This window comes from Nonomuraea sp. NPDC049486, from assembly GCF_040676925.1.
In the GTDB taxonomy this organism is placed as follows: Bacteria; Actinomycetota; Actinomycetes; order Streptosporangiales; family Streptosporangiaceae; genus Nonomuraea; species Nonomuraea ferruginea.
The window spans coordinates 469,256-487,506 of sequence record NZ_JBFAPV010000004.1 but is presented as its reverse complement, the minus strand read 5'-3'; the positions used below and the strand labels follow the sequence as shown (position 1 = coordinate 487,506).

At 72.2% G+C, this 18,251-nt stretch carries 17 protein-coding genes; 7 read left to right on the top strand and 10 right to left on the bottom strand.

The annotated features are described in order from the left end of the window. Nucleotides 1-10 precede the first annotated feature (10 nt). Both AB0K05_RS14710 and AB0K05_RS14705 read right to left on the bottom strand, forming a co-directional pair. Entirely contained in the window at nt 11-601 is a 591-nt protein-coding gene (locus tag AB0K05_RS14710) for a hypothetical protein (RefSeq protein WP_364229452.1), read from the bottom strand. After that, nucleotides 598-1,188: an RNA polymerase sigma factor gene (locus tag AB0K05_RS14705; RefSeq protein WP_364229450.1), complete on the bottom strand. Its 591-nt coding sequence runs from the start codon at nt 1,186-1,188 to the stop codon at nt 598-600. Before AB0K05_RS14705 ends, AB0K05_RS14710 begins: the two co-directional genes overlap by 4 nt. Nucleotides 1,189-1,289: 101 nt before the next feature. Here AB0K05_RS14705 and AB0K05_RS14700 point away from each other — a divergent pair, with 101 nt between their 5' ends. From AB0K05_RS14700 to AB0K05_RS14675, 6 genes are all read left to right on the top strand, one after another. Further along, entirely contained in the window at nt 1,290-1,847 is a 558-nt protein-coding gene (locus AB0K05_RS14700; protein ID WP_364229448.1) for an NAD(P)H-dependent oxidoreductase, read from the top strand. A 10-nt stretch (nt 1,848-1,857) separates the two neighbouring features. Further along, entirely contained in the window at nt 1,858-2,832 is a 975-nt protein-coding gene (locus AB0K05_RS14695; protein WP_148035394.1) for an ATP-binding cassette domain-containing protein, read from the top strand. Next, nucleotides 2,829-3,668, top strand: coding sequence for an ABC transporter permease (locus AB0K05_RS14690; RefSeq protein ID WP_219542931.1), 840 nt, complete (start codon nt 2,829-2,831; stop codon nt 3,666-3,668). The genes AB0K05_RS14695 and AB0K05_RS14690 overlap by 4 nt, the downstream gene beginning before the upstream one ends. A 78-nt stretch (nt 3,669-3,746) precedes the next feature. Continuing rightward, nucleotides 3,747-4,703, top strand: coding sequence for a D-2-hydroxyacid dehydrogenase (locus tag AB0K05_RS14685; RefSeq protein WP_271277348.1), 957 nt, complete (start codon nt 3,747-3,749; stop codon nt 4,701-4,703). 4 nt (nt 4,704-4,707) lie between these two features. Further along, entirely contained in the window at nt 4,708-5,610 is a 903-nt protein-coding gene (locus tag AB0K05_RS14680) for an alpha/beta hydrolase (RefSeq protein ID WP_364229445.1), read from the top strand. Between the two features lie 4 nt (nt 5,611-5,614). After that, nucleotides 5,615-7,120 (top strand): class I adenylate-forming enzyme family protein, encoded by a 1,506-nt coding sequence (locus AB0K05_RS14675; RefSeq protein WP_364229443.1) that lies wholly within the window; start codon nt 5,615-5,617, stop codon nt 7,118-7,120. Nucleotides 7,121-7,123: 3 nt separating this feature from the next. On the opposite strand, the gene AB0K05_RS14670 is transcribed toward AB0K05_RS14675, so the two are convergent. The 8 genes from AB0K05_RS14670 to AB0K05_RS14635 form a co-directional block, all read right to left on the bottom strand. Beyond that, nucleotides 7,124-8,344 carry an acetyl-CoA C-acetyltransferase gene (locus tag AB0K05_RS14670; protein WP_364229441.1) on the bottom strand — a complete coding sequence of 407 codons (1,221 nt, stop codon included), beginning with the start codon at nt 8,342-8,344 and terminating at the stop codon, nt 7,124-7,126. Then, nucleotides 8,341-9,486 carry an acyl-CoA dehydrogenase family protein gene (locus tag AB0K05_RS14665; protein WP_364229439.1) on the bottom strand — a complete coding sequence of 382 codons (1,146 nt, stop codon included), beginning with the start codon at nt 9,484-9,486 and terminating at the stop codon, nt 8,341-8,343. The genes AB0K05_RS14670 and AB0K05_RS14665 overlap by 4 nt, the downstream gene beginning before the upstream one ends. Before the next feature lie 21 nt (nt 9,487-9,507). After that, entirely contained in the window at nt 9,508-10,227 is a 720-nt protein-coding gene (locus AB0K05_RS14660; protein ID WP_364229437.1) for an ABC transporter ATP-binding protein, read from the bottom strand. Further along, nucleotides 10,224-12,041, bottom strand: a complete 1,818-nt coding sequence (locus AB0K05_RS14655) for a branched-chain amino acid ABC transporter ATP-binding protein/permease (RefSeq protein ID WP_364229435.1) — start codon at nt 12,039-12,041, stop codon at nt 10,224-10,226. Before AB0K05_RS14655 ends, AB0K05_RS14660 begins: the two co-directional genes overlap by 4 nt. After that, nucleotides 12,038-12,895 carry a branched-chain amino acid ABC transporter permease gene (locus AB0K05_RS14650; protein WP_271277342.1) on the bottom strand — a complete coding sequence of 286 codons (858 nt, stop codon included), beginning with the start codon at nt 12,893-12,895 and terminating at the stop codon, nt 12,038-12,040. Before AB0K05_RS14650 ends, AB0K05_RS14655 begins: the two co-directional genes overlap by 4 nt. Beyond that, the gene (locus AB0K05_RS14645; protein WP_364229433.1) at nt 12,892-14,100 is read right to left on the bottom strand and encodes an ABC transporter substrate-binding protein; all 1,209 of its coding nucleotides are present in this window, start codon (nt 14,098-14,100) and stop codon (nt 12,892-12,894) included. The genes AB0K05_RS14650 and AB0K05_RS14645 overlap by 4 nt, the downstream gene beginning before the upstream one ends. A 91-nt stretch (nt 14,101-14,191) precedes the next feature. Next, nucleotides 14,192-15,748: a FadD3 family acyl-CoA ligase gene (locus tag AB0K05_RS14640; RefSeq protein WP_271277340.1), complete on the bottom strand. Its 1,557-nt coding sequence runs from the start codon at nt 15,746-15,748 to the stop codon at nt 14,192-14,194. A gap of 9 nt (nt 15,749-15,757) precedes the next feature. Then, on the bottom strand, nt 15,758-16,570 hold the full coding sequence (locus tag AB0K05_RS14635) for an enoyl-CoA hydratase-related protein (protein WP_271277339.1): 813 nt from the start codon (nt 16,568-16,570) through the stop codon (nt 15,758-15,760). Nucleotides 16,571-16,664: 94 nt separating this feature from the next. On the opposite strand from AB0K05_RS14635, the gene AB0K05_RS14630 reads away from it, so the two are divergent. Continuing rightward, a complete protein-coding gene (locus AB0K05_RS14630) occupies nt 16,665-18,227 on the top strand; it encodes an AMP-binding protein (protein ID WP_271277338.1) in 1,563 nt (520 codons plus the stop codon). Nucleotides 18,228-18,251 lie beyond the last annotated feature (24 nt).

Below are 18,251 nucleotides of genomic sequence, written 5' to 3'. Positions count from 1 at the left end.
GAGGGCTCCGCTAGGAGTCGCCGAGCGGTGCGTCGCCGTCGACCAGGTCGCACGGCGCCACGGGGCCGTCGGAGACCCGCGCCCAGATCGCCGCCACGACGTCGCCCGCCTCGGGGTTGTCGTTCACCGCGAACTCCAGCACGCCGGTCTGGCCGGGCTTGATCTGTGACGGGTCGATCTGGAAGCCGGTCGTCTCGATGGTGGGCGGGAAGACGGCGAGCGGGGCCTCCTCCTTCGACAGCCAGTTCTCGCCGCGCGGACGGGTGGCGCACTTCTTGCCGGCGGGCAGGTAGTCGACGACGAAGTCGTGGCCCATCCCCCTCAGCTCGGCCTCCAGGGCCTCGGGGTCCTTGGCCTCGTTGATGGTGATGGTCACGGTGCCGTCGGGGTTCTCGGCCACCGCGTACGCGGGGGCACTGCCGAACAGCAGCGGGAGCGCCACCGCGGCCGCGGCGGCGAGGCCCAGCGCGGGGGCCAGCACGCCGGCGCGCGGCAGCTTGCGACGTGCCTTCGGCCGGTCCTGAAGAGAGGTCATCACGAACTCCTTGAGCAGTTGGTGACGGCCCTCGGGAAGGTCCCGTTCCTGCGGGAAGATGTTCATCGGGTGCTCTCCTTGACGGGCCGGACCGCGGTGCCGCGGTCACCATTCATCTGTCGTCGGGACAGGGCCAGTTCCAGCTTTTTCCTGGCCCGGGACAACCGGGATCTGACAGTGCCGATCGGGATGCCCAGCGCCTCGGCCGCCTCGGCGTAGTCGAGCCCGGCCCCCACGCACAGCAGCAGCACGTCCTGCTCGTGCGTGCGCAGGCGGCCGATCGCCTCGCGCACCTCGGCCAGCCGCTCCTGGTCGGCGAGCTGACCGACCAGCTCGTCGGCGAAATCGGGGACGGCGTCGGCACGGGGCATCCTGGCCATGACGTCCTCGTGGCGCCGCCTGGTTCGCCGCAGGTTGCGCGTCACGTGGGTGGCCACCCCGAGCAGCCAGGGCCGCAGTGAGCCCCCGTCCGGTGTGAGCCGCTCCCGTGACCGCCACGCCTCCAGGAAGGTCAGCGACACCACGTCCTCGGCCACCGACCAGTCGCCGGTCAGCCGCCAGGCGTGGTTGTAGACGCTTCTGGCGTACTGGTCGAAAAGCTCCTCGAACGCTCGTTGATCGCCGTCCCGTATGCGGGTCCGCATCACATCCATACGCCGTACTGTCCGGCAATCCCGGACGAGTTCCCCCGCTAGATCCGATCTAGCGGGTTTCTCGCGCCTCACAGGTGACGGCGGCGAGAGAGGAGAAGGCGATGCTGGGCGTCTCGGTGATCCTGGGCAGCACCCGGGACGGCCGCGCCTGCGACACGGTCGGCCGGTGGTTCGCCGGGCTGGCCCGCGGACGCGCCGATGTCGCGGTCGAGGTGCTCGACCTGGCCGGGTACGCGTTTCCCGGCAGTTATCCGCGGACGGCGACCCCCGCCATGCGGGAGTTCACCGCGGCGGTGGGGAGCGCGGACGCGTTCGTGGTCGTCACCCCGGAGTACCACCGCAGTTTCCCCGCCCCGCTCAAGCAGGCGATCGACTACGCCTACGACGAGTGGCACGCCAAGCCGGTGGGCTTCGTCTCCTACGGCTGCGGCTCGACCGGTTTCTACGCCGTCGAGCAGCTCCGCACCGTCTTCGGCGCCCTGCACGCCGTCACCGTCCGCGACTGGGTCGGGCTCGACCTGCTCGCCGACGCCGACGGTGACGGGTGCCCCCGCGACACCGACGGCAGGCTCCGCGCCGTCGCCACCATGCTCGACCAGCTGACCTGGTGGGGCCGCGCGCTGCGGGACGCGCGCCTCGCCCATCCGTACGTCTCTTGAGAGGAAGCCCATGAACGAGCCGGCGATTCGGCTATCGAAACTGGTGAAGGTCTTCGGCGAGACCCGCGCCGTGGACGGACTCGACCTGGAGGTGCCGGCCGGCGCCGTGTACGGGGTACTCGGACCCAACGGGGCCGGCAAGACCACCGCCGTACGCATGATCGCCACGCTGCTGCGGCCCGACGGCGGCGAGGCCACCGTGTTCGGGCACGACGTGGTGCGCGAGGCCGACGCGGTCCGTTCCCGCGTCAGCCTGACCGGACAGTACGCGTCGGTCGACGAGGAGATGACCGGGGCGGAGAACCTCATCCTGCTGTCCCGGCTGCTCGGCCACCGCAAGCCCGCGGCCAGGGACAGGGCGGCCGAGCTGCTGGAGGCGTTCGGGCTGACGGACGCCGCCGGGCGGCAGGTCAAGACGTACTCCGGCGGCATGCGGCGGCGGCTCGACATCGCCGCCAGCATCCTCAGCACGCCGGACCTGCTCGTCCTCGACGAGCCCACCACCGGGCTCGACCCGCGCAGCCGCAACCAGGTGTGGGACATCGTGCGCGTCGTCGTCGCGCACGGCACCACGGTGCTGCTCACCACCCAGTATCTGGAGGAGGCCGACCGGCTCGCGTCCAGGATCGCGGTCATCGACCACGGCCGGTTGATCGCGGAAGGCACCCCGGGCGAGCTGAAGTCGTCCGTCGGCGCGGGCTCCGTGCACGTGCGGCTGCGCGAGGCCGCCGACCGCCCGGAGGCCGAGCGGCTGCTCGCCGAGGCCCTGGACGCGCCCGTCCACCTGGAGGCCGACCCGGTCGCGCTGACCGCGCGCATCGGCGACGGCCGGGACGAGGTCGCCGCGGCGCAGGCCTCGGCCGCCCTGGCCCGGCTCGCCGGGGCGGGCATCGTCGTGGACGACTTCTCCCTCGGCCAGCCCAGTCTGGACGAGGTCTTCCTGGCACTCACCGACCACCCCGCCACCGAGGAGGCAGCGGCATGACCACCACCGCGGAGACCACCGCTTACGTTCCCACCCCCGGCATGCTCTCCTCGGTCCTGGCGCCGGCGACCAGGCCGCCCCGGCCGAGCGCGCTGTCGGCGTCGGTCACGTTCGGCTGGCGGGCGATGCTGAAGATCAAGCACGTGCCCGAGCAGCTCTTCGACGTGACCGCGTTCCCGATCATGATGACGCTGATGTTCACGTACCTGTTCGGCGGGGCGCTGGCCGGCTCGCCGACCGAGTATCTGCAGTTCCTGCTGCCGGGCATCATGGTGACGAGCGTCGTGATGATCACCATGTACACCGGTGTCGAGGTGAACAAGGACATCGAGAAGGGCGTCTTCGACAGGTTCCGCACCCTGCCGATCTGGCGGCCGTCGACCATGGTCGGCTACCTGCTGGGCGACATGCTGCGCTACATCATGGCCTCGGTGGTCATCCTCTGCGTCGGCCTGGTCATGGGCTTCCGTCCGGAGGGCGGTTTCGTGGGGGTGATCGCCGGGATCGCGCTGCTGCTGGTCTTCTCGTTCGCGTTCTCGTGGGTGTGGACGATGTTCGGGCTGCTGCTGCGCAGCGAGAAGTCGGTGATGGGGGTCAGCATGCTGGTGCTGTTCCCGCTCACGTTCCTCAGCAACGTGTACGTGGACCCGTCGACGATGCCGGGCTGGCTGCAGTCCTTCGTGAACGTCAACCCGATCACCCTGCTGGTCTCGGCGGTCCGCTCCCTGATGGGCGGCGCCCCCGACACGGGCGCCGTAACCGGGGTGCTGGTGGCCTCCGCGCTCTTCGTCGCCGTCTTCGGCGCGCTGACCATGAGGCTCTACAACCGCAAGTGACCACCCGCACGGCCCGGCCCTCTTCCAAGGGCCGGGTCTTTTCTTTTATTATAGTAATGATTCGACGTTAGGAGTGGTATGCGGGCGGGCAGGATCGGCACGGTGCACTGCTACGGCAGGTTCGCCGTGGACGCCGTGTCCCGGGCGGGAGCCGTGCTCGGGGACCGTGAGGTGGTGGCCTGCCGCACGCCGGAGAGCTTCCTCGCCGAGCTCGACCGGGTGGAAGCCGTGCTGGGGCTGGGGATGCGGGTGCCCGACTGGTCCGTGGCCCGCCGGCTGCGGCTGATCCACCTCGTGGGCTCGGGGGCCGACAGCATCCTCCCGGCGGCCGGGCTGTCGCCTGACGTGCGGGTGGCCGCCGCCAAGGGGCTGTCCGCGCCGGCGATGGCCGAGTTCGCCGTGGCCATGCTCCTCGCGCTGGCCAAGCGGCTGCCCGAGGTGCTGGCCAGCCAGCGGTCGCGGGCGTGGGAGCCGCATCATCCCGTCGTCCTGTCCGGGGGGACCCTCCTGGTGGCGGGGGCGGGGCCGGTGGGGCGCGAGGTGGCCCGCCGCGCCAAGGCGCTGGGCATGGACGTGATCGGGGTGCGCAACGGCCCGGACCCGGTGCCGGAGTTCGACGAGACGCATCCCGCCGGGCGCTTCGCCGAGCTGGCCGGGCGGGCCGACGCCATCGTCCTGGCCGTCCCGGCGACCCCGCTGACCCGCCACCTGCTGGACGGGAAGGTCCTGGACCGGTGCCGGCCGTCGTGCCTGATCGTCAACGTGTCGCGCGGCGAGGTGGTGGACGAGCGCGAGCTGGCCGGCCGGCTGCGCGCGGGCTCGATCGGCGGCGCGGCGCTCGACGTGTTCGAGAAGGAGCCGCTGCCGCCCGTCAGCCCGCTGTGGGACGCGCCCGGCGCCATCCTCACCCCGCACGTCTCGTGGAGCTCCCCCGGCTACGGCAGGCAGGTGGTCGAGCTGTTCGCCCGCAACCTGGAACGGGTCGAGCGGGGTGAACCGGTGGTCAACCCGGTCGACCTGGCGCGCGGATACTGAGCCCATGATCCCCTCCTGGTTCCGCGACGCGCTCGCCCATCCGGTCGACACCGGCGAGGTGACCGTCGCCGGCGTGCCCATCCGCTACCGGGCCTGGGGCGCGGCGGGACGCCCCGGCATCGTGTTCGTGCACGGCGGCGCGGCCCACAGCAGGTGGTGGGACCACATCGCGCCGCTGTACGCCGGCGGCCACCGGACCGTCGCCCTCGACCTGTCCGGTCACGGCGACAGCGGCCACGCCCCGCGCTACGGCCACGACACCTGGGCCGAGCAGGTGCTGGCGGTCGCGGCCGACGCCGGGATCACGGGCCCGCCGGTGCTGGTCGGGCACAGCATGGGCGGGCTGGTCTGCCTCCGCGCGGCTCTCTCGTACGGGCCCGAACTCGGCGGCGTGGTCAGCGTGGACTCGGTCCTGCGCGAGGAGGCCGACACCCCGGCGCACGTGGCGCGGCGGCAGGAGGCGCTGCGGCGGCCGCGCCTCTACCCGACCAGGGAGGAGGCGGTGGCGCGTTTCCATCCGATCCCGGAGGTGGGGCGGGCGCACCGGTTCGTCGTGGACCATCTCGCCGAGACCTCCGTCAGGGCCGTCGAGGGCGGCTGGACGTGGAAGTTCGACCCGCTCCTGTTCGGCCAGCCCAGGCTCACCATGGAAGAGCTGTTCCCGCCGGACTGCCCGGTCGCGCTCATGAGGGCCGGTGACGGGCTGCCGCCGCCGGAGATGACCGCCGCCATGCACCGGCGGCTGGGCGTCTCGCTGCCGGTCGTCGAGATCGCCGACTGCGGCCACCACGTCATGCTCGACCAGCCGCTGCCGTTCGTGGCCGCGCTGGACGGGGTCTTCGCGGGCTGGGGCCTCTCGACGACGCCCGCCGGACGACTCACTCCCAGGACCGACCAGGAAGCGTGATGACATGACAGGTCTGCCGGAGCGGCTGGAAGCGGTCCTCGACGTGGACCCGGACGCGCGGGCGCTGGAGCTGGACGGCCGGTGGTGCACGTGGGGCGACCTGGCCGCGGGCGCCAGCGCGCTGGACGAGCGGCTGCGGGCGGTCGGGGCGCCGGAGGGCGCGCGGGTGGGCGTGGTGATGCGCAACCGGCCCGGCGTCGTCGGGGCGGTGCTCGGGTCGCTGGCCGGGCGTTACTGCGTCGTCTCGCTCAGCCCCGTGCAGCCGGCGGACGCGCTGGCGAAGGACGTCGGCGACCTGGATCTGGTGGCGGTGGTCGCCGACGCGGCCGACTGGGAGTCGGAGAGCCTGGTGACGGCCGCCCGGTCGGCCGGGGTGCTCGGGCTGTCCGTGCCCGCGTACGAGCCCGGCTCGGTCACGGTGGTCACCGGGTGCGCGCTGGACGCCGGGCAGGTCGCGGCGCGGGCGCTGCCCGGGGTCGCGGTGAGCATGCTGACGAGCGGCACCACCGGCCCGCCCAAGCGCGTCCCGGTCGGCTTCCGCAACCTGGAGGCCAGCTTCGCCGGGGCCGCGCACTACGAGTCGGGGCGGCCCTGGCGGGCGCGGCTGCGCTCCGGGGTGGCGATCGTGGTCGCGCCCATCCTGCACACCAGCGGGCTGTTCCGGCTGCTGCTCAACCTGCTGGAGGGGCGGAGCGTGGCGATGCTGGAGCGGTTCACGGTCGACGGCCTGGTGCGGCTGGTGACCTCGTACGACGCGCGGGTGCTGGCGCTCACGCCCACCTCGCTGCGGATGGTCCTGGACGCCGGTGTCGATCCGGCGGTCTTCGCCGGGGTCCGCGCGGTAGTGTGCGGCACCGCGCCGCTCCGGCCGGAGCTGGCGCGCCGGTTCGAGGACGTCTACGACGTCGCGGTGCTGGTCACGTACGGGGCGACCGAGTTCGCCGGCGGGATCGCGGGCTGGACGATGAAGGACTGGGAGCGCCACCGCGACGCCAAGTGGGGCAGCGTGGGCCGGGTGCATCCGGGGGTGGGCGTACGGGTGCGCGACCCGGAGACGGGCGAGCCGGTGCCCGCGGGCGAGGTCGGCCGGCTGGACGTGCGCACGCCGCAGTCGCCGGACCCCGACCGGTGGCAGGAGACGACCGACCTGGCGCGGGTCGACGAGGACGGCTTCCTGTGGGTCGTCGGCCGGACCGACGACGTGATCATCCGGGGCGGGTTCAAGGTGTCGGCGGGCGCGGTGGCCGAGGTGCTGAAAGGCCATCCCTCCGTACGCGACGCCGCCGTGGTCGGCCTGCCCGACGTCCGGCTGGGCGAGGTGCCGGTCGCGGCCGTCGAGGTGGCCGACGGCGCCGCCTTCGACCCGGCCGAGCTGGAGACCTGGGCGCGCGCCCGGCTGACGCCTTACCAGGTGCCGGTCCGCTTCGTCCCGCTGGACGCGCTCCCTCGTACGCCGTCATTGAAGGTGAGCCAGGAGCGCCTGAAGGCACTCCTGGCATCCGGCTCGTGATCGTCAGGTGATCCGCTCGAAGACGGCGGCGATGCCCTGGCCGCCGCCGATGCAGAGGGTGGCGAGGCCGTAGCGTTGCTCGCGGCGGTGCAGTTCGCGGGCGAGGGCGCCGACCATACGGGTGCCGGTGGCGCCGACCGGGTGGCCGAGCGAGATGCCGGAGCCGCGCGGGTTCGTACGCTCCAGGTCCTTCTCGCCGAACCGCCACTCGCGCATGACCGCGAGGGCCTGGGCCGCGAACGCCTCGTTGAGCTCGATGAGGTCCATGTCGGCCAGCCGCAGCCCGGCCCGGTCCAGCGCGATGCGGGTGGCCGGGACCGGCCCTATGCCCATCCGGTGCGGCTCGACCGCGCCCACCCCCGACGACACCAGCCGCACCAGCGGGCGCAGGCCGAGCGCCGCGGCCCGGTCGAGGGTGGTGACGACGCAGAGCGCGGCGGCGTCGTTCTGGCCGCTGGCGTTGCCCGCGGTGACCGTCGACTCGGGGTCGGCGGCGGCGCGGATGGGGCGCAGCCTGGCCAGCGACTCCAGCGTGGTGTCGGCGCGCGGGTGCTCGTCGCGGTCCACGGTCGTCTCGCCACCCTTGACGGGGACCGTGACCGGGATGATCTCCTCGGCGCTCCTGCCGTCGCGCTGCGCCTCGACGGCCCGCCGGTGCGACAGCAGCGCGAGCTCGTCCTGCTCCTCGCGGGGGATGGCGTACTCGCGGCGCAGGTTCTCCGCCGTCTCCAGCATCCCGCCGGGCACCGGATGGTGGCGGCCGCCCGCGGTGACCCGGCCGCGCTCCAGGCTGTCGTGCAACTGGACCCCGCCCTGCCGGGCGCCCCACCGGAGGTCGAAGGAGAAGTGGGCGGCGTTGCTCATGCTCTCGACGCCGCCGGCGACGACCACGTCGGCGTTTCCTGTCACGACCTCCCTGGCCGCGTACAGGATCGCCTGCAGGCCCGAGCCGCAGCGCCGGTCGACGGTGAGCCCCGGCACGGTGACGGGCAGCCCCGCGTCCAGCGCGACGACGCGGCCGATGGCCGGGGCCTCGCTCGTCGGGTAGCAGTGGCCGAGCACGACGTCGTCGATCGCCTCGGGCTGGAGTCCGGTGCGGGCGAGCAGCCCGCGCAGCGCCTGGGCGCCCAGCTCGGGGGCGGGGAGCGCCTTGAGCGAGCCGCCGTAGCGGCCGATCGGGGTCCGCACCGGCTCGCAGATCACGGCGTCACGGGAGCCGGTCATCGGGTGGCCACCTCACGCATCAGATTCCTGGCGATGATCAACTTCTGCACCTCGCTGGTCCCTTCGTAGATGCGGTAGAGCCGGGCGTCGCGGTAGAGGCGCTCGACCGGCACCCCGTGCATGTAGCCGCTGCCGCCGTGGATCTGCACGGCGCGGTCGGCGACCCGGCCGGCCATCTCGCTGCAGAACAGCTTCGCGCTGGACGGCCCGATCCGCCGATCCGTGCCGTCGTCGTAGGCGCGGGCGGCGGAGAGCACGAGCGCGCGACCGGCCATCAGCTCGGTCTGCGAGTCCGCGATCATCGCCTGCACCTGCTGGAACGTGCCGATCACGGTGCCGCCCTGCTTCGCCGACGCGGCGTACCGGACGCTCTCGTCGACCAGCCGCTGCGCCAGGCCGACGCAGCAGGCCGCGATGTGCAGCCGGCCCTTGGCCAGCGAGCGCATGGCGGCGGCGAACCCCTCGTTCTCCACCTCGCCGATCAGCCGCGTGGCGGGCACCCGGACACCGTCGAAGTGGATCTCGCTGGTGTGGGAGCCGCGCTGCCCCATCTTCTTGTCCCTGGGGCCCACGGTCACGCCCGGCGTGCGCGTGTCCACGGCGAAGACCGAGATGCCCTTCGGGCCGGCCTCACCGGTACGGGCGAACACCATGAGGACGTCCGACCGGTCGGCGTTGGTGATGAAGCGCTTGTGGCCGTCGATGACGTAGTCGTCCCCGTCGCGCACGGCGCGGGTGCGCAGGCCGCTCGGGTCGGACCCGGCCTCCGGCTCCGTCAGCGCGAACGAGGCCACGCACTCCCCCGCCGCCATCCGCGGCAGGAACTCCGCCTTCTGCCGCTCGGTGCCGAAGTTGACCAGCACCTGCCCGGCGATGCCGTTGTTGGTGCCGAACATCGAGCGGAACGACGGGGTGGTGTAACCCAGCTCCATGGCCAGGCGGGCGTCCTGCTCGGCGTCGCAGCCGAGCCCGCCGTACTCCTCGGGGACGGTGTAGCCGAACAGGCCCATCCCGGCGGCGGCGCCGCGGATCCGCTCGGGGATCTCGTCGGTCTCCTCGATCACGTCCTCCGCGGGCACCACGACCTCGCGTACGAACTCCCGTACGGTGCTCAGAACGGCGGCGAAGTCCCCGCTGTCCATGTGTCGTCTTCCTTTCTCACGTCACCTGCCCATGCAGGCGTCCTTGATCCGCTCCAGGTCGTCGATCTCGGCCACCGGGGAGCTCACCACGACCTTGCCGACGTCGATCACCGTCACGTGGTCGGCGACCTCGACCGCGGCCTCGACCGCCTGCTCCACCAGCACGATCGCCAGCCCCGACGCCTTCAGCTCCGACACCCTGGCCATCACCTCGGCCACCACCGACGGCGCCAGGCCGCCGGACGGCTCGTCGAGCATGAGCAGGCGCGGCCTGGCCATCAGGGCCTGCCCGATGGCCACCATCTGCTGCTGGCCGCCGGACAGCGCGCCCGCCGGGGAGTCGCGCTTCTCGCGCAGGATCGGGAACAGCTCGTGGATCCGGTCCAGCTCGCCTTCCAGCGCCCTGCGGCGCAGGCCGAGGCTGTAGCCGCCGAGGAGCAGGTTCTCCTGTACGGACTGCTCCCGGAAGACCCGCTTGCCCTCCTGGACGTAGCTGATCCCGAGCTTGACCCGGGCGTGCGCGGGGACGGAGGCCAGCGGGCGGCCGTCGAAGACCAGCTCGCCGCCGTGCACCGGGTTGAGCCCGGCGACGGCGCGCAGCGTGGTGGTCTTGCCCGAGCCGTTGCGGCCGAGCAGCGCGGTGACCTCGCCGGGCCTGGCCTCGAACGAGACGTCCCAGACCGCGCGCAGGTCGCCGTAGCCGGTGGCGAGGCCGGCCACGGTCAGCAGGGCGTCGCTCATGCGTGTCCCTCCTTGCCGGTGGTGACCGAGTCGTCGGTCACGCCGAGGTACTCGTCGCGCACCCGCGGGTCGGCCTCGATCTCGGCCGGGGTGCCGGAGGCGAGCACGGAGCCGCGGGCCAGCACCACGATCTCGTCGGCCAGCGACAGCACCAGGCCGAAGTTGTGCTCGACCAGGATGACCGTGCAGCCCGCGTCGCGGATCCGGCGGATGAGCGCGGCCAGGGTCTCCACCTCGGCCTCGTCCAGCCCGGAGGCCACCTCGTCGAGCAGCAGCACCTTGGGCTCGGCGACCAGCGCCCGAGCGACCTCCAGCAGCCTGCGCATGCCGAGCGGCAGCGTGGCCGCCTCGGTGTCGGCCAGGTGGTCCAGCCCAACGAGCGTGAGGGCCTGGCCGGCCTGCTCACGGTCGCGCCGCTGGACGCGGCGGAAACGCCGGGTGCGCAGGATCGCGCCGCCGAACGAGGCGGGCTCGGCGGTGTAGCGGCCGGAGGCCACGACGTCCCTGACGGTGATCCCGGGCGGGATCAGCGGGGTCTGGAACGTCCGCGCCACGCCCAGCCTGGCGATGGCGTGCGTCGCCGCCGTGCCGATCTCCTTGCCGTCCAGCGTGATCGTGCCCGCGTCCCTGCGGTAGTAGCCGCAGACGAGGTTGAGCAGCGTGGTCTTGCCGGAGCCGTTGGGGCCGATCAGGGCCGTGACCCGGCCGGGTTCGGCACGCAGCGCCGCGTTCGTGAGCGCCTGGTTGCCGCCGAAGGCCTTGGCCACGCCGGTGACCTCCATCGTGCCGCCGGTGATGGGCGCGATCTCCGTCTCCGTGCCGGCCTTCGCGCCGGGCAGCACGCCGGCGGCCCGGTCGAGGCGGGCGGCCAGCTTGCGTGCCGCGCCGGCCACGCCGCCGCTCATCAGCACGCCGCCGATCAGGAGGAACAGGCCGAAGAACACCAGCGAGTACTCCTGGAAGCTGCTCGACTGGGAGTTGCCGTACTCCACGACTCCCGCGCCGAGCAGCGCCCCGTACACGCTGACCGAGCCGCCCAGGATGGAGGCGGCCAGCGCGCCGGTCGCGACGTGGAAGCTGAAGGCGTCCAGCGAGACGAACAGGTCCAGGTTGGCGAAGAGCGCGCCCGCGAGCCCGGCGGGGACGGCGCCGATCGCGTACCCGGCCAGCTTGGTGCGGAAGACGGACATGCCGACCGACGACGCCAGCACCGGGCTCTGCTTGAGCACCTGGAAGGCGATCCCGTGCCGGGAGGCCACGATGTTGCGGAACGCCGCGAACCACAGGATCGTGACCGCGACCACGCAGAAGTAGAACTGCTCGGGCCCGAGCTGGTAGCCGAACAGCGTCGCGGGCGGGATGCCGGAGAGGCCGTGCGCGCCGCCGGTGTGCTCCTCCAGGATCGTCACCACGTCGGGCACCAGCAGCACCAGGAAGAACGAGGTCATGGCCAGCGACCAGGAGCCCAGCCGGAGCCCGGGGATGCCGGTGAGGATGCCGACGACCAGCGCCGCCAGCCCCGCCACGAGCAGGTGGACCAGCAGGTCGGTGGTCCCGGCCTTGGAGATGATCGCCGCCGTGTAGGCGCCGGCCGCGTACATGGCCACCTGACCGATGGCGAGCTGGCCCGCGTACCCGAGCGACAGGTTCAGGCCGCTGACGATGAGCGCCATGATGAGCGTCAGCTCCACCTGCCGGGTGAGCCCGTAGTCCGCGCCCAGGAACGGCAGCGCCAGCAGCAGAGCGCCCAGCAGCGCCGGGTACACCCACGACGGCACCGCCCGGAGGGCTGCCCACGCCTTCAACGTCGTCACACCGCCCGTTCCTGGACCTTGCCGAACAGACCCGTGGGCCGGATCATCAGCACCAGCAGGAGGATCGCGAAGACGCTCAGGTTGCTGAACTCCGAGCCGAGGTAGCGGGCCGCGTGCTCCTCCACCAGCCCGACGGTGAAGCCGCCGGCCAGCCCGCCGTAGAAGCTGCCGAAGCCGCCGATCGCCAGCGCCACGAAGCCCTTCAGGGCCAGCGCCGAGCCGAGCGTCGCGACGGCGAACGTCTTGGGGCCGATGAAGAAGCCCATCAGCCCGGCGAGCAGCCCGGTGACGGCGAACGCGGCGAAGGCCAGCGTGCGCACGTTGACCCCGCGCAGCACGGCCGCCTCGGCGTCCTGCGACATGGCCACCACGGCGAGGCCGTTGAGCCGCCTGCGGGTGTAGAGGTGGATGCCCACCACGAGCAGCACGGCCATGGCGATCAGGCCGAGCTCGAAGGTGTACACCCGGCCGCCGGCGAGCGTGATCGCCTCCTTGGAGCCGATGAACGGCACCTCCAGCGGCTGGGTGCCCCAGATGAGCTGGGCCAGGCCCGTCAGGACCGTGCCGAACCCGAGCGTGGTGATCAGCTGGGTCTGGTGGTCCGCGACGGGCCGGACGGCGACGCGCTCCAGGATGGCGGCGATGAGCATGACCACGGCCATCGTCAGGAGGATGACGGCCGGCGCCGGGAGCCCGAACGTGACGTGGCCGGCGTAGGCGACGAAGGCGCCGATCATCATCAGCTGGGCCTGCGCGAAGTTGAACGACCGCGAGGCCACGTAGACGATGTTGTAACCGATGGCCACGAGCGCGTACACGGCTCCCAGCGACAGCCCTGCGTAGACGAGCGTCACTTGGACGCGCCCATCTGGCCGTTGACGATCGGGGCGGGGTCCACGAACGTGTGGGTGCCGCGCGCCAGCTTCGGCTCGTGCGACTCCGCCGAGTACGGGTAGCTCGTGTAGACCGCGGTGCCCGTGTTGCCGTTGACCTCCGGCTTCTCCAGCGACTTGGCGATGGCCGCGGCGTCGGTGCTGCCGGCGTCCTTGGCCCCGGCGGCGATGAGCAGGACGCCGTCGTAGCCGAGGACGTTGACCATCGCGCCCTTGATGCCGCCGAGCTCCTTCATCTTCGCGACGGCCTTGTTCGTGGCCTCCGCCGCCGGGTCGTAGACCGTGGCCGCGTTCACCTCGATCTTGAGGTTCTTCACCTCGGCCGAGCCCAGCAGGCCCTCGGGGGGCTCCTGGGTGACCAGCGGGGTCGAGGCGACCGACGTCTCACCGAGCAGCGGGACGTCCCAGCCCAGCTTGGTGATGCCCTTGAGCACGTACCCGGTGGGGGCGCCGTAGGCGTTGAAGACGACCACGTCGGGGTCGGCGTCGCGGAGCGCGGAGATCTGGGCGGTCATGTCGAGCGCGGCGGAGTCGTACTCGACCTTGCCCACGACCTCGTAGCCGTTCTCCTTGAACACGGTCTCGGACAGTTCGCCGAAGTTCTTGGCGTACGGGGAGTTGCCGTGCAGGATGCCGATCTTCTTGTAGCCGTTGGACTCGAACACCGGCAGGTAGTCCTCGACCACCACGCGGGGTGAGGCGGCCAGGTTGAAGGCCAGCGGGTGCTGCTTGGGGTCGGCCGTGTCGTCGATGTTGGCCGAGTTCATGAACAGGATCTTGTTCTGGTTCAGGATCGGCGCGACCGCCGAGCTGACCTGGGTGCCGGCCGTCACGATGTAGGCGTCGGGCTTCTCCTTGGCGAGCTGCGCGCGCAGGCCGGACACCGCCTTGGTGGGGTTGGCGTTGTCCGGCGACTCGATGAGCTTGATCTGCCGCCCGTTGACGCCACCGGACTCGTTGACCGTCGCGACGCCGGCCTTGACCGAGTTCACGCCGGTGATGAGCTGGTCGGTGACGGGCCCGGCATCGCTGCCGGCGCTCACCATGATCACGTAGGGGGCGTCGTCCGCGCCCGCTGTCCCGGCTTCCTCTGCGGCGGCGCCGCATGCCGGGAGCGCGAGCAGGGCGGCCGCCAGAACCGCCCACCTCGCCCGGTGGCCCTTCATTGAATCAATCCAATCTTATCTATGATTGAATCCTAGTAAGAGAAGGCTGGCACAAGGGTCTCTCCTTGGCAATGGGGCGACGGTGAAAAGGTCAGAGTGCCGCGCGCAGGTCGCGCCTCAGCACCTTGCCGCTGGCGTTGCGGGGCAGCTCCTCGACGAACTCGACCGTACGGGGGACCTTGAAGTTGGCCAGCCGCTCCCGCGCCCAGGAGATGATCTCCTCGCCGGTGGCCTCGGCGTCGCGCCGGCGCACCACGTACGCCCTGGCCACCTCGCCGAGCCGGGCGTCCGGCACGCCGACCACCGCCACCTCGGAGACCGCCGGGTGGCGCGCGAGCGCCTGCTCGACCTCGGCGGGCGAGACGTTGAACCCGCCGACGAAGAAGAGGTCCTTGATCCGGTCGGTGATCTTGAGGTTGCCGTCGGCGTCGAGCGTGCCGACGTCGCCCGAGTGCAGCCAGCCCTCCGCGTCGATCGCCTCCGCCGTGGCGGCGGGGTCCTCCCAGTAGCCGGGGGTGACGTTGGCGCCGCGGATCAGCACCTCGCCCGGCTCGCCCGGCGGCAGGTCGCGGCCCTCGGCGTCCACGACCCGCAGCTCGACGCCCGGCAGCGCGCGCCCGTTGGTGCGGGCGATCACGTCGGCGGAGTCGCCCGCGCGGCACATCGTCGCGGTGCCGAAGCACTCGCTCATCCCGTACGCGGTGATGAAGTGCTCGAACGGCAACTCGGAGCGGGCCCGCTCGACCAGCGCCACCGGCACGACGGCCGCACCGGTGGCGGCCACGCGCAGCGACCCGAGGTCGAAGGACTCCCGGCCGGGGCTCTCCAGCAGCGAGTAGTAGATGGTGGGCGGCCCGTTCATCACCGAGATCCGGGCGGACTCGATGATCCGCATGACCTCCACCGGGTCGAACACGGCGAGCGGCACGATCGTCAGCCCGTTCATCAGGCTCGTGATGATGCCCGCCTTGTTGCCGCCGGTGTGGAAGAACGGCAGCGACACCAGGTAGCGGTCCCCGGGCCGCAGCCCCCAGATCCGGCCGTACGCCGCGTACAGGTCCAGGCAGGTGCCGTGCGGGATCGTCACGCCCTTGGCCCGGCCGGTGGTGCCGGAGGTGAAGATGACCTCGCTCAGGTCGGCGGGGTCCACGGCCAGCGCCGTCTCCCTCGCGGTCTCCGGGCTCACCGCCGCGCCGCCCGCCAGGAAGTCGCCCCAGCTCCCGCCGTCGAGCATGTCGACCACGGCGAGCTCGCCGAGCGCGGGCTCGTCCCCGTCACGCTCCCGCAGCGCCGCCGCGTAGTCGTAGCCGAGGAAGCCGTTGTCCAGGAAGACCGCCTTCGCCCGGACCCGGCCGAGGATCTCCCGGGCCTCGCGGCCGCGGTAGCGGGTGTTGAGCGGGACCACGGTGGCGCCGGCGCAGTGCAGGCCCAGCGAGGCGACGATCCAGCGGTGGGTGTTGGGCGCCCAGATGCCCACCCGGTCGCCCGGCCGGACGCCGAGCGCGATGGCGCCGCGCGTCACCTCCAGCGCCGCGGCCAGCAGCTCCCGGTACGTCAGCTCAGTCTCGCCGTCGATGACCGCCGGCCGGTCGCCGAACCGTTCGACCCCGGCCATCAGCATGCGCGGAACGGTCCGCTCCGTGTCCATCAAGGCCTCCTATTTCCCGGTGAACTTCGGCTCGCGCTTCTCCACGAAGGCGCTCAGGCCCTCGCGGAAGTCCTGGGCGCGGGAGGAGACCTCCAGCGCGAACGCCTCGGCCGGCAGCTGCTCGCGGAGCGCGGCGTCGGCGGCCTGGTTGATCAGGGCCTTGGTGAGGCCCAGCGCCACCGTCGGCCCGGCCGCCAGCCGGGCGGCGAGCGCGCCCGCCGCCTCGTCCGCCCGGCCCGGCTCGACGACCTCGTGCACGACGCCCCACGCGCTCGCGGTGTCGGCGTCGAGGCGCTCGCCGAGCATGAGCAGGCGGCGGGCGCGCAGCGGGCCGACCGCGCGGGCGGTCAGCCAGGTGGCGCCGCTGTCCGGCGTCATGCCCCGGGTGATGAACGGCTGCCAGAAGGTCGCCGTGGTGTCGGCGACCACGAAGTCCGAGGCCAGGGCGAGCTGGAAGCCGATCCCGACCGCGTACCCCGTGACGGCGCACACCACCGGCACCTGCAGCTCGCACAGCTGGGGGATCAGCCGGTGGGCCTGCGACGGCAGCCGCCGCTGGATCGCGCCCGGCCTGGGCCGGCCGCCGGAGCCCGCGTTGCGCGCCACGATGTCGAAGCCGCTGCAGAAGTCGCCGCCCTCGCCCGACAGGAGTACGGCGCGTACCCGTTCGTCGTTATGGGCCAGCTCCAGGGCGTCGATGACGGCGCGCAGGGAGCGGTCGTTGAGCGCGTTGCGCCGGCGCGGGTCGGCCAGGCGCAGGGAGAGCACGCCTTCGGAAAGCCCTGTGACCAGGCCTTCCACAGCGGGATACTCGCTATACATGCAAGCATTATAAAGATGCACTCTTTGATCCCGTCACTCCTACGTATAGATGTTACTATCTTTGTAATGATTGCGTTTCATGGAGAGGACGCGGATGAGCACGAGCGTTCCACGGGGGGACGGGCAGGCCACCGGGCCGGCCGGGCGATCGCTGACGGAGCTCCTCGACGAGCTGCCCGCGCTCGACGAGGCCACCGTCGTGCATTCGACCAGCAGCACCCTGACCCTGGCAGAGCTGCGCGCCGCCGTGTCCCGGGTGGCCGGCGAGCTGACGAGGGCCGGGGTCCGGCCGGGTCATCCGGTCGGGGCGCTGGTCGGGTCCGGCGCCTCCGGCGTGGTGGCGATGTTCGCGGCCTGGCGGGCCGGGGCCGTCTACATGCCGGTCAACCACCGCATGACGGGCCACGAGGTGGCGGCGCTCATTGACGACACCCCCGTGTGCCTGCTCCTGGGCACCACCGGGGACCTTGAGGGGCGGGACGCCGGCATCGGCGTCGTGGAGCTCGACGAGACCACCTGGAGCGCCCGCACCCGCAGGCCCGTGCCGGCGGACGCGACCACGTACGACGACGACATCGCCCTGGTGCTGCGCACGTCGGGGACGACCGGCAAGCCCAAGGCGGTCCTGCTGCGCCACGACGGCACGCTGGACGCGCTGGACGCGAGCCTGCGCAAGCTGCGCAGGCGGAGCTCGGGGCCGCGCGAGCCGCGGGCGGAGCTGCGGGCCAACCTGATCCCCCTTTCCCTGGCACTGTGGGCGGGGATCTTCAACACGCTCTTCTCGTTCCGCGCCGGGTTCGGCGTGGTGCTGCTCGACCGGTTCACCCCGGAGGAGTTCGCCAGGGCGGTGCGCGAGCACGAGCTGACCTCGACGGTGCTCGCGCCCGCCATGATCACCATGCTCAGCGAGGCGGACGGGGTCGACACCCTGGAGCCGCTGCAGATCGTGCGCTCCATCACCGCGCCGCTCTCCCCCGCCGTCGCCCAGCGCTTCCACGACCGGTACGGCGTGCTCGTGCTCAACTCGTACGGGCAGACCGAGCTCGGCGGCGAGGTCGTCGGCTGGACGATCGAGGACATCCGCACCTACGGCACGGAGAAGCTCGGCGCGGTCGGCCGCCCCTACGACGACGTGGACGTCCGGATACTCGACGAGCACGACCAGGACCTGCCGGCGGGCGAGCCGGGCCACATCCACGTCCGCTCCCCCTACCGCATGCGCGGGTACGCGGTCGCGGGCGACGAGGACGCCGACCGGATGCTCGACGGGTTCCTGCGCACCGGCGACGTCGGCCGGCTCGACGCCGACGGGTTCCTGTGGATCGAGGGCAGGGTCAGCGACATGATCAACCGGGGCGGCCTCAAGGTCTTCCCCGACGAGGTGGAGGAGGTGCTGCGGCGCCACCCCTCGGTGCGCGACGCGGCCGTCGCGGGCGTGCCCGACCGCCGGCTCGGCGAGGTGCCCTGCGCGTGGATCGTGCCGGTCGACGGCGAGGTGGACGAAGGGCAGCTGACCGCGTGGTGCCGGGAGCACCTGGCGCCCTACAAGGTGCCGGTGTCCTTCGTCGCCGTCGACGCCATGCCGCGCAACGACGTGGGCAAGGTGCTGCGCCGCCAGTTGCGGACAAGCGCCCCGCCCAAGGAAGTTATGCTGTAGTCATAAAGATTGTAAGATTGACAG

Coding starts and splice junctions, on each gene's coding strand:
- AB0K05_RS14710 (WP_364229452.1), bottom strand. CDS start 601: ATGAACATCTTCCCGCAGGAACGGGACCTTCCCGAGGGCCGTCACCAA.
- AB0K05_RS14705 (WP_364229450.1), bottom strand. CDS start 1,188: ATGGATGTGATGCGGACCCGCATACGGGACGGCGATCAACGAGCGTTC.
- AB0K05_RS14700 (WP_364229448.1), top strand. CDS start 1,290: ATGCTGGGCGTCTCGGTGATCCTGGGCAGCACCCGGGACGGCCGCGCC.
- AB0K05_RS14695 (WP_148035394.1), top strand. CDS start 1,858: ATGAACGAGCCGGCGATTCGGCTATCGAAACTGGTGAAGGTCTTCGGC.
- AB0K05_RS14690 (WP_219542931.1), top strand. CDS start 2,829: ATGACCACCACCGCGGAGACCACCGCTTACGTTCCCACCCCCGGCATG.
- AB0K05_RS14685 (WP_271277348.1), top strand. CDS start 3,747: ATGCGGGCGGGCAGGATCGGCACGGTGCACTGCTACGGCAGGTTCGCC.
- AB0K05_RS14680 (WP_364229445.1), top strand. CDS start 4,708: ATGATCCCCTCCTGGTTCCGCGACGCGCTCGCCCATCCGGTCGACACC.
- AB0K05_RS14675 (WP_364229443.1), top strand. CDS start 5,615: ATGACAGGTCTGCCGGAGCGGCTGGAAGCGGTCCTCGACGTGGACCCG.
- AB0K05_RS14670 (WP_364229441.1), bottom strand. CDS start 8,344: ATGACCGGCTCCCGTGACGCCGTGATCTGCGAGCCGGTGCGGACCCCG.
- AB0K05_RS14665 (WP_364229439.1), bottom strand. CDS start 9,486: ATGGACAGCGGGGACTTCGCCGCCGTTCTGAGCACCGTACGGGAGTTC.
- AB0K05_RS14660 (WP_364229437.1), bottom strand. CDS start 10,227: ATGAGCGACGCCCTGCTGACCGTGGCCGGCCTCGCCACCGGCTACGGC.
- AB0K05_RS14645 (WP_364229433.1), bottom strand. CDS start 14,100: ATGAAGGGCCACCGGGCGAGGTGGGCGGTTCTGGCGGCCGCCCTGCTC.
- AB0K05_RS14640 (WP_271277340.1), bottom strand. CDS start 15,748: ATGGACACGGAGCGGACCGTTCCGCGCATGCTGATGGCCGGGGTCGAA.
- AB0K05_RS14635 (WP_271277339.1), bottom strand. CDS start 16,570: ATGTATAGCGAGTATCCCGCTGTGGAAGGCCTGGTCACAGGGCTTTCC.
- AB0K05_RS14630 (WP_271277338.1), top strand. CDS start 16,665: ATGAGCACGAGCGTTCCACGGGGGGACGGGCAGGCCACCGGGCCGGCC.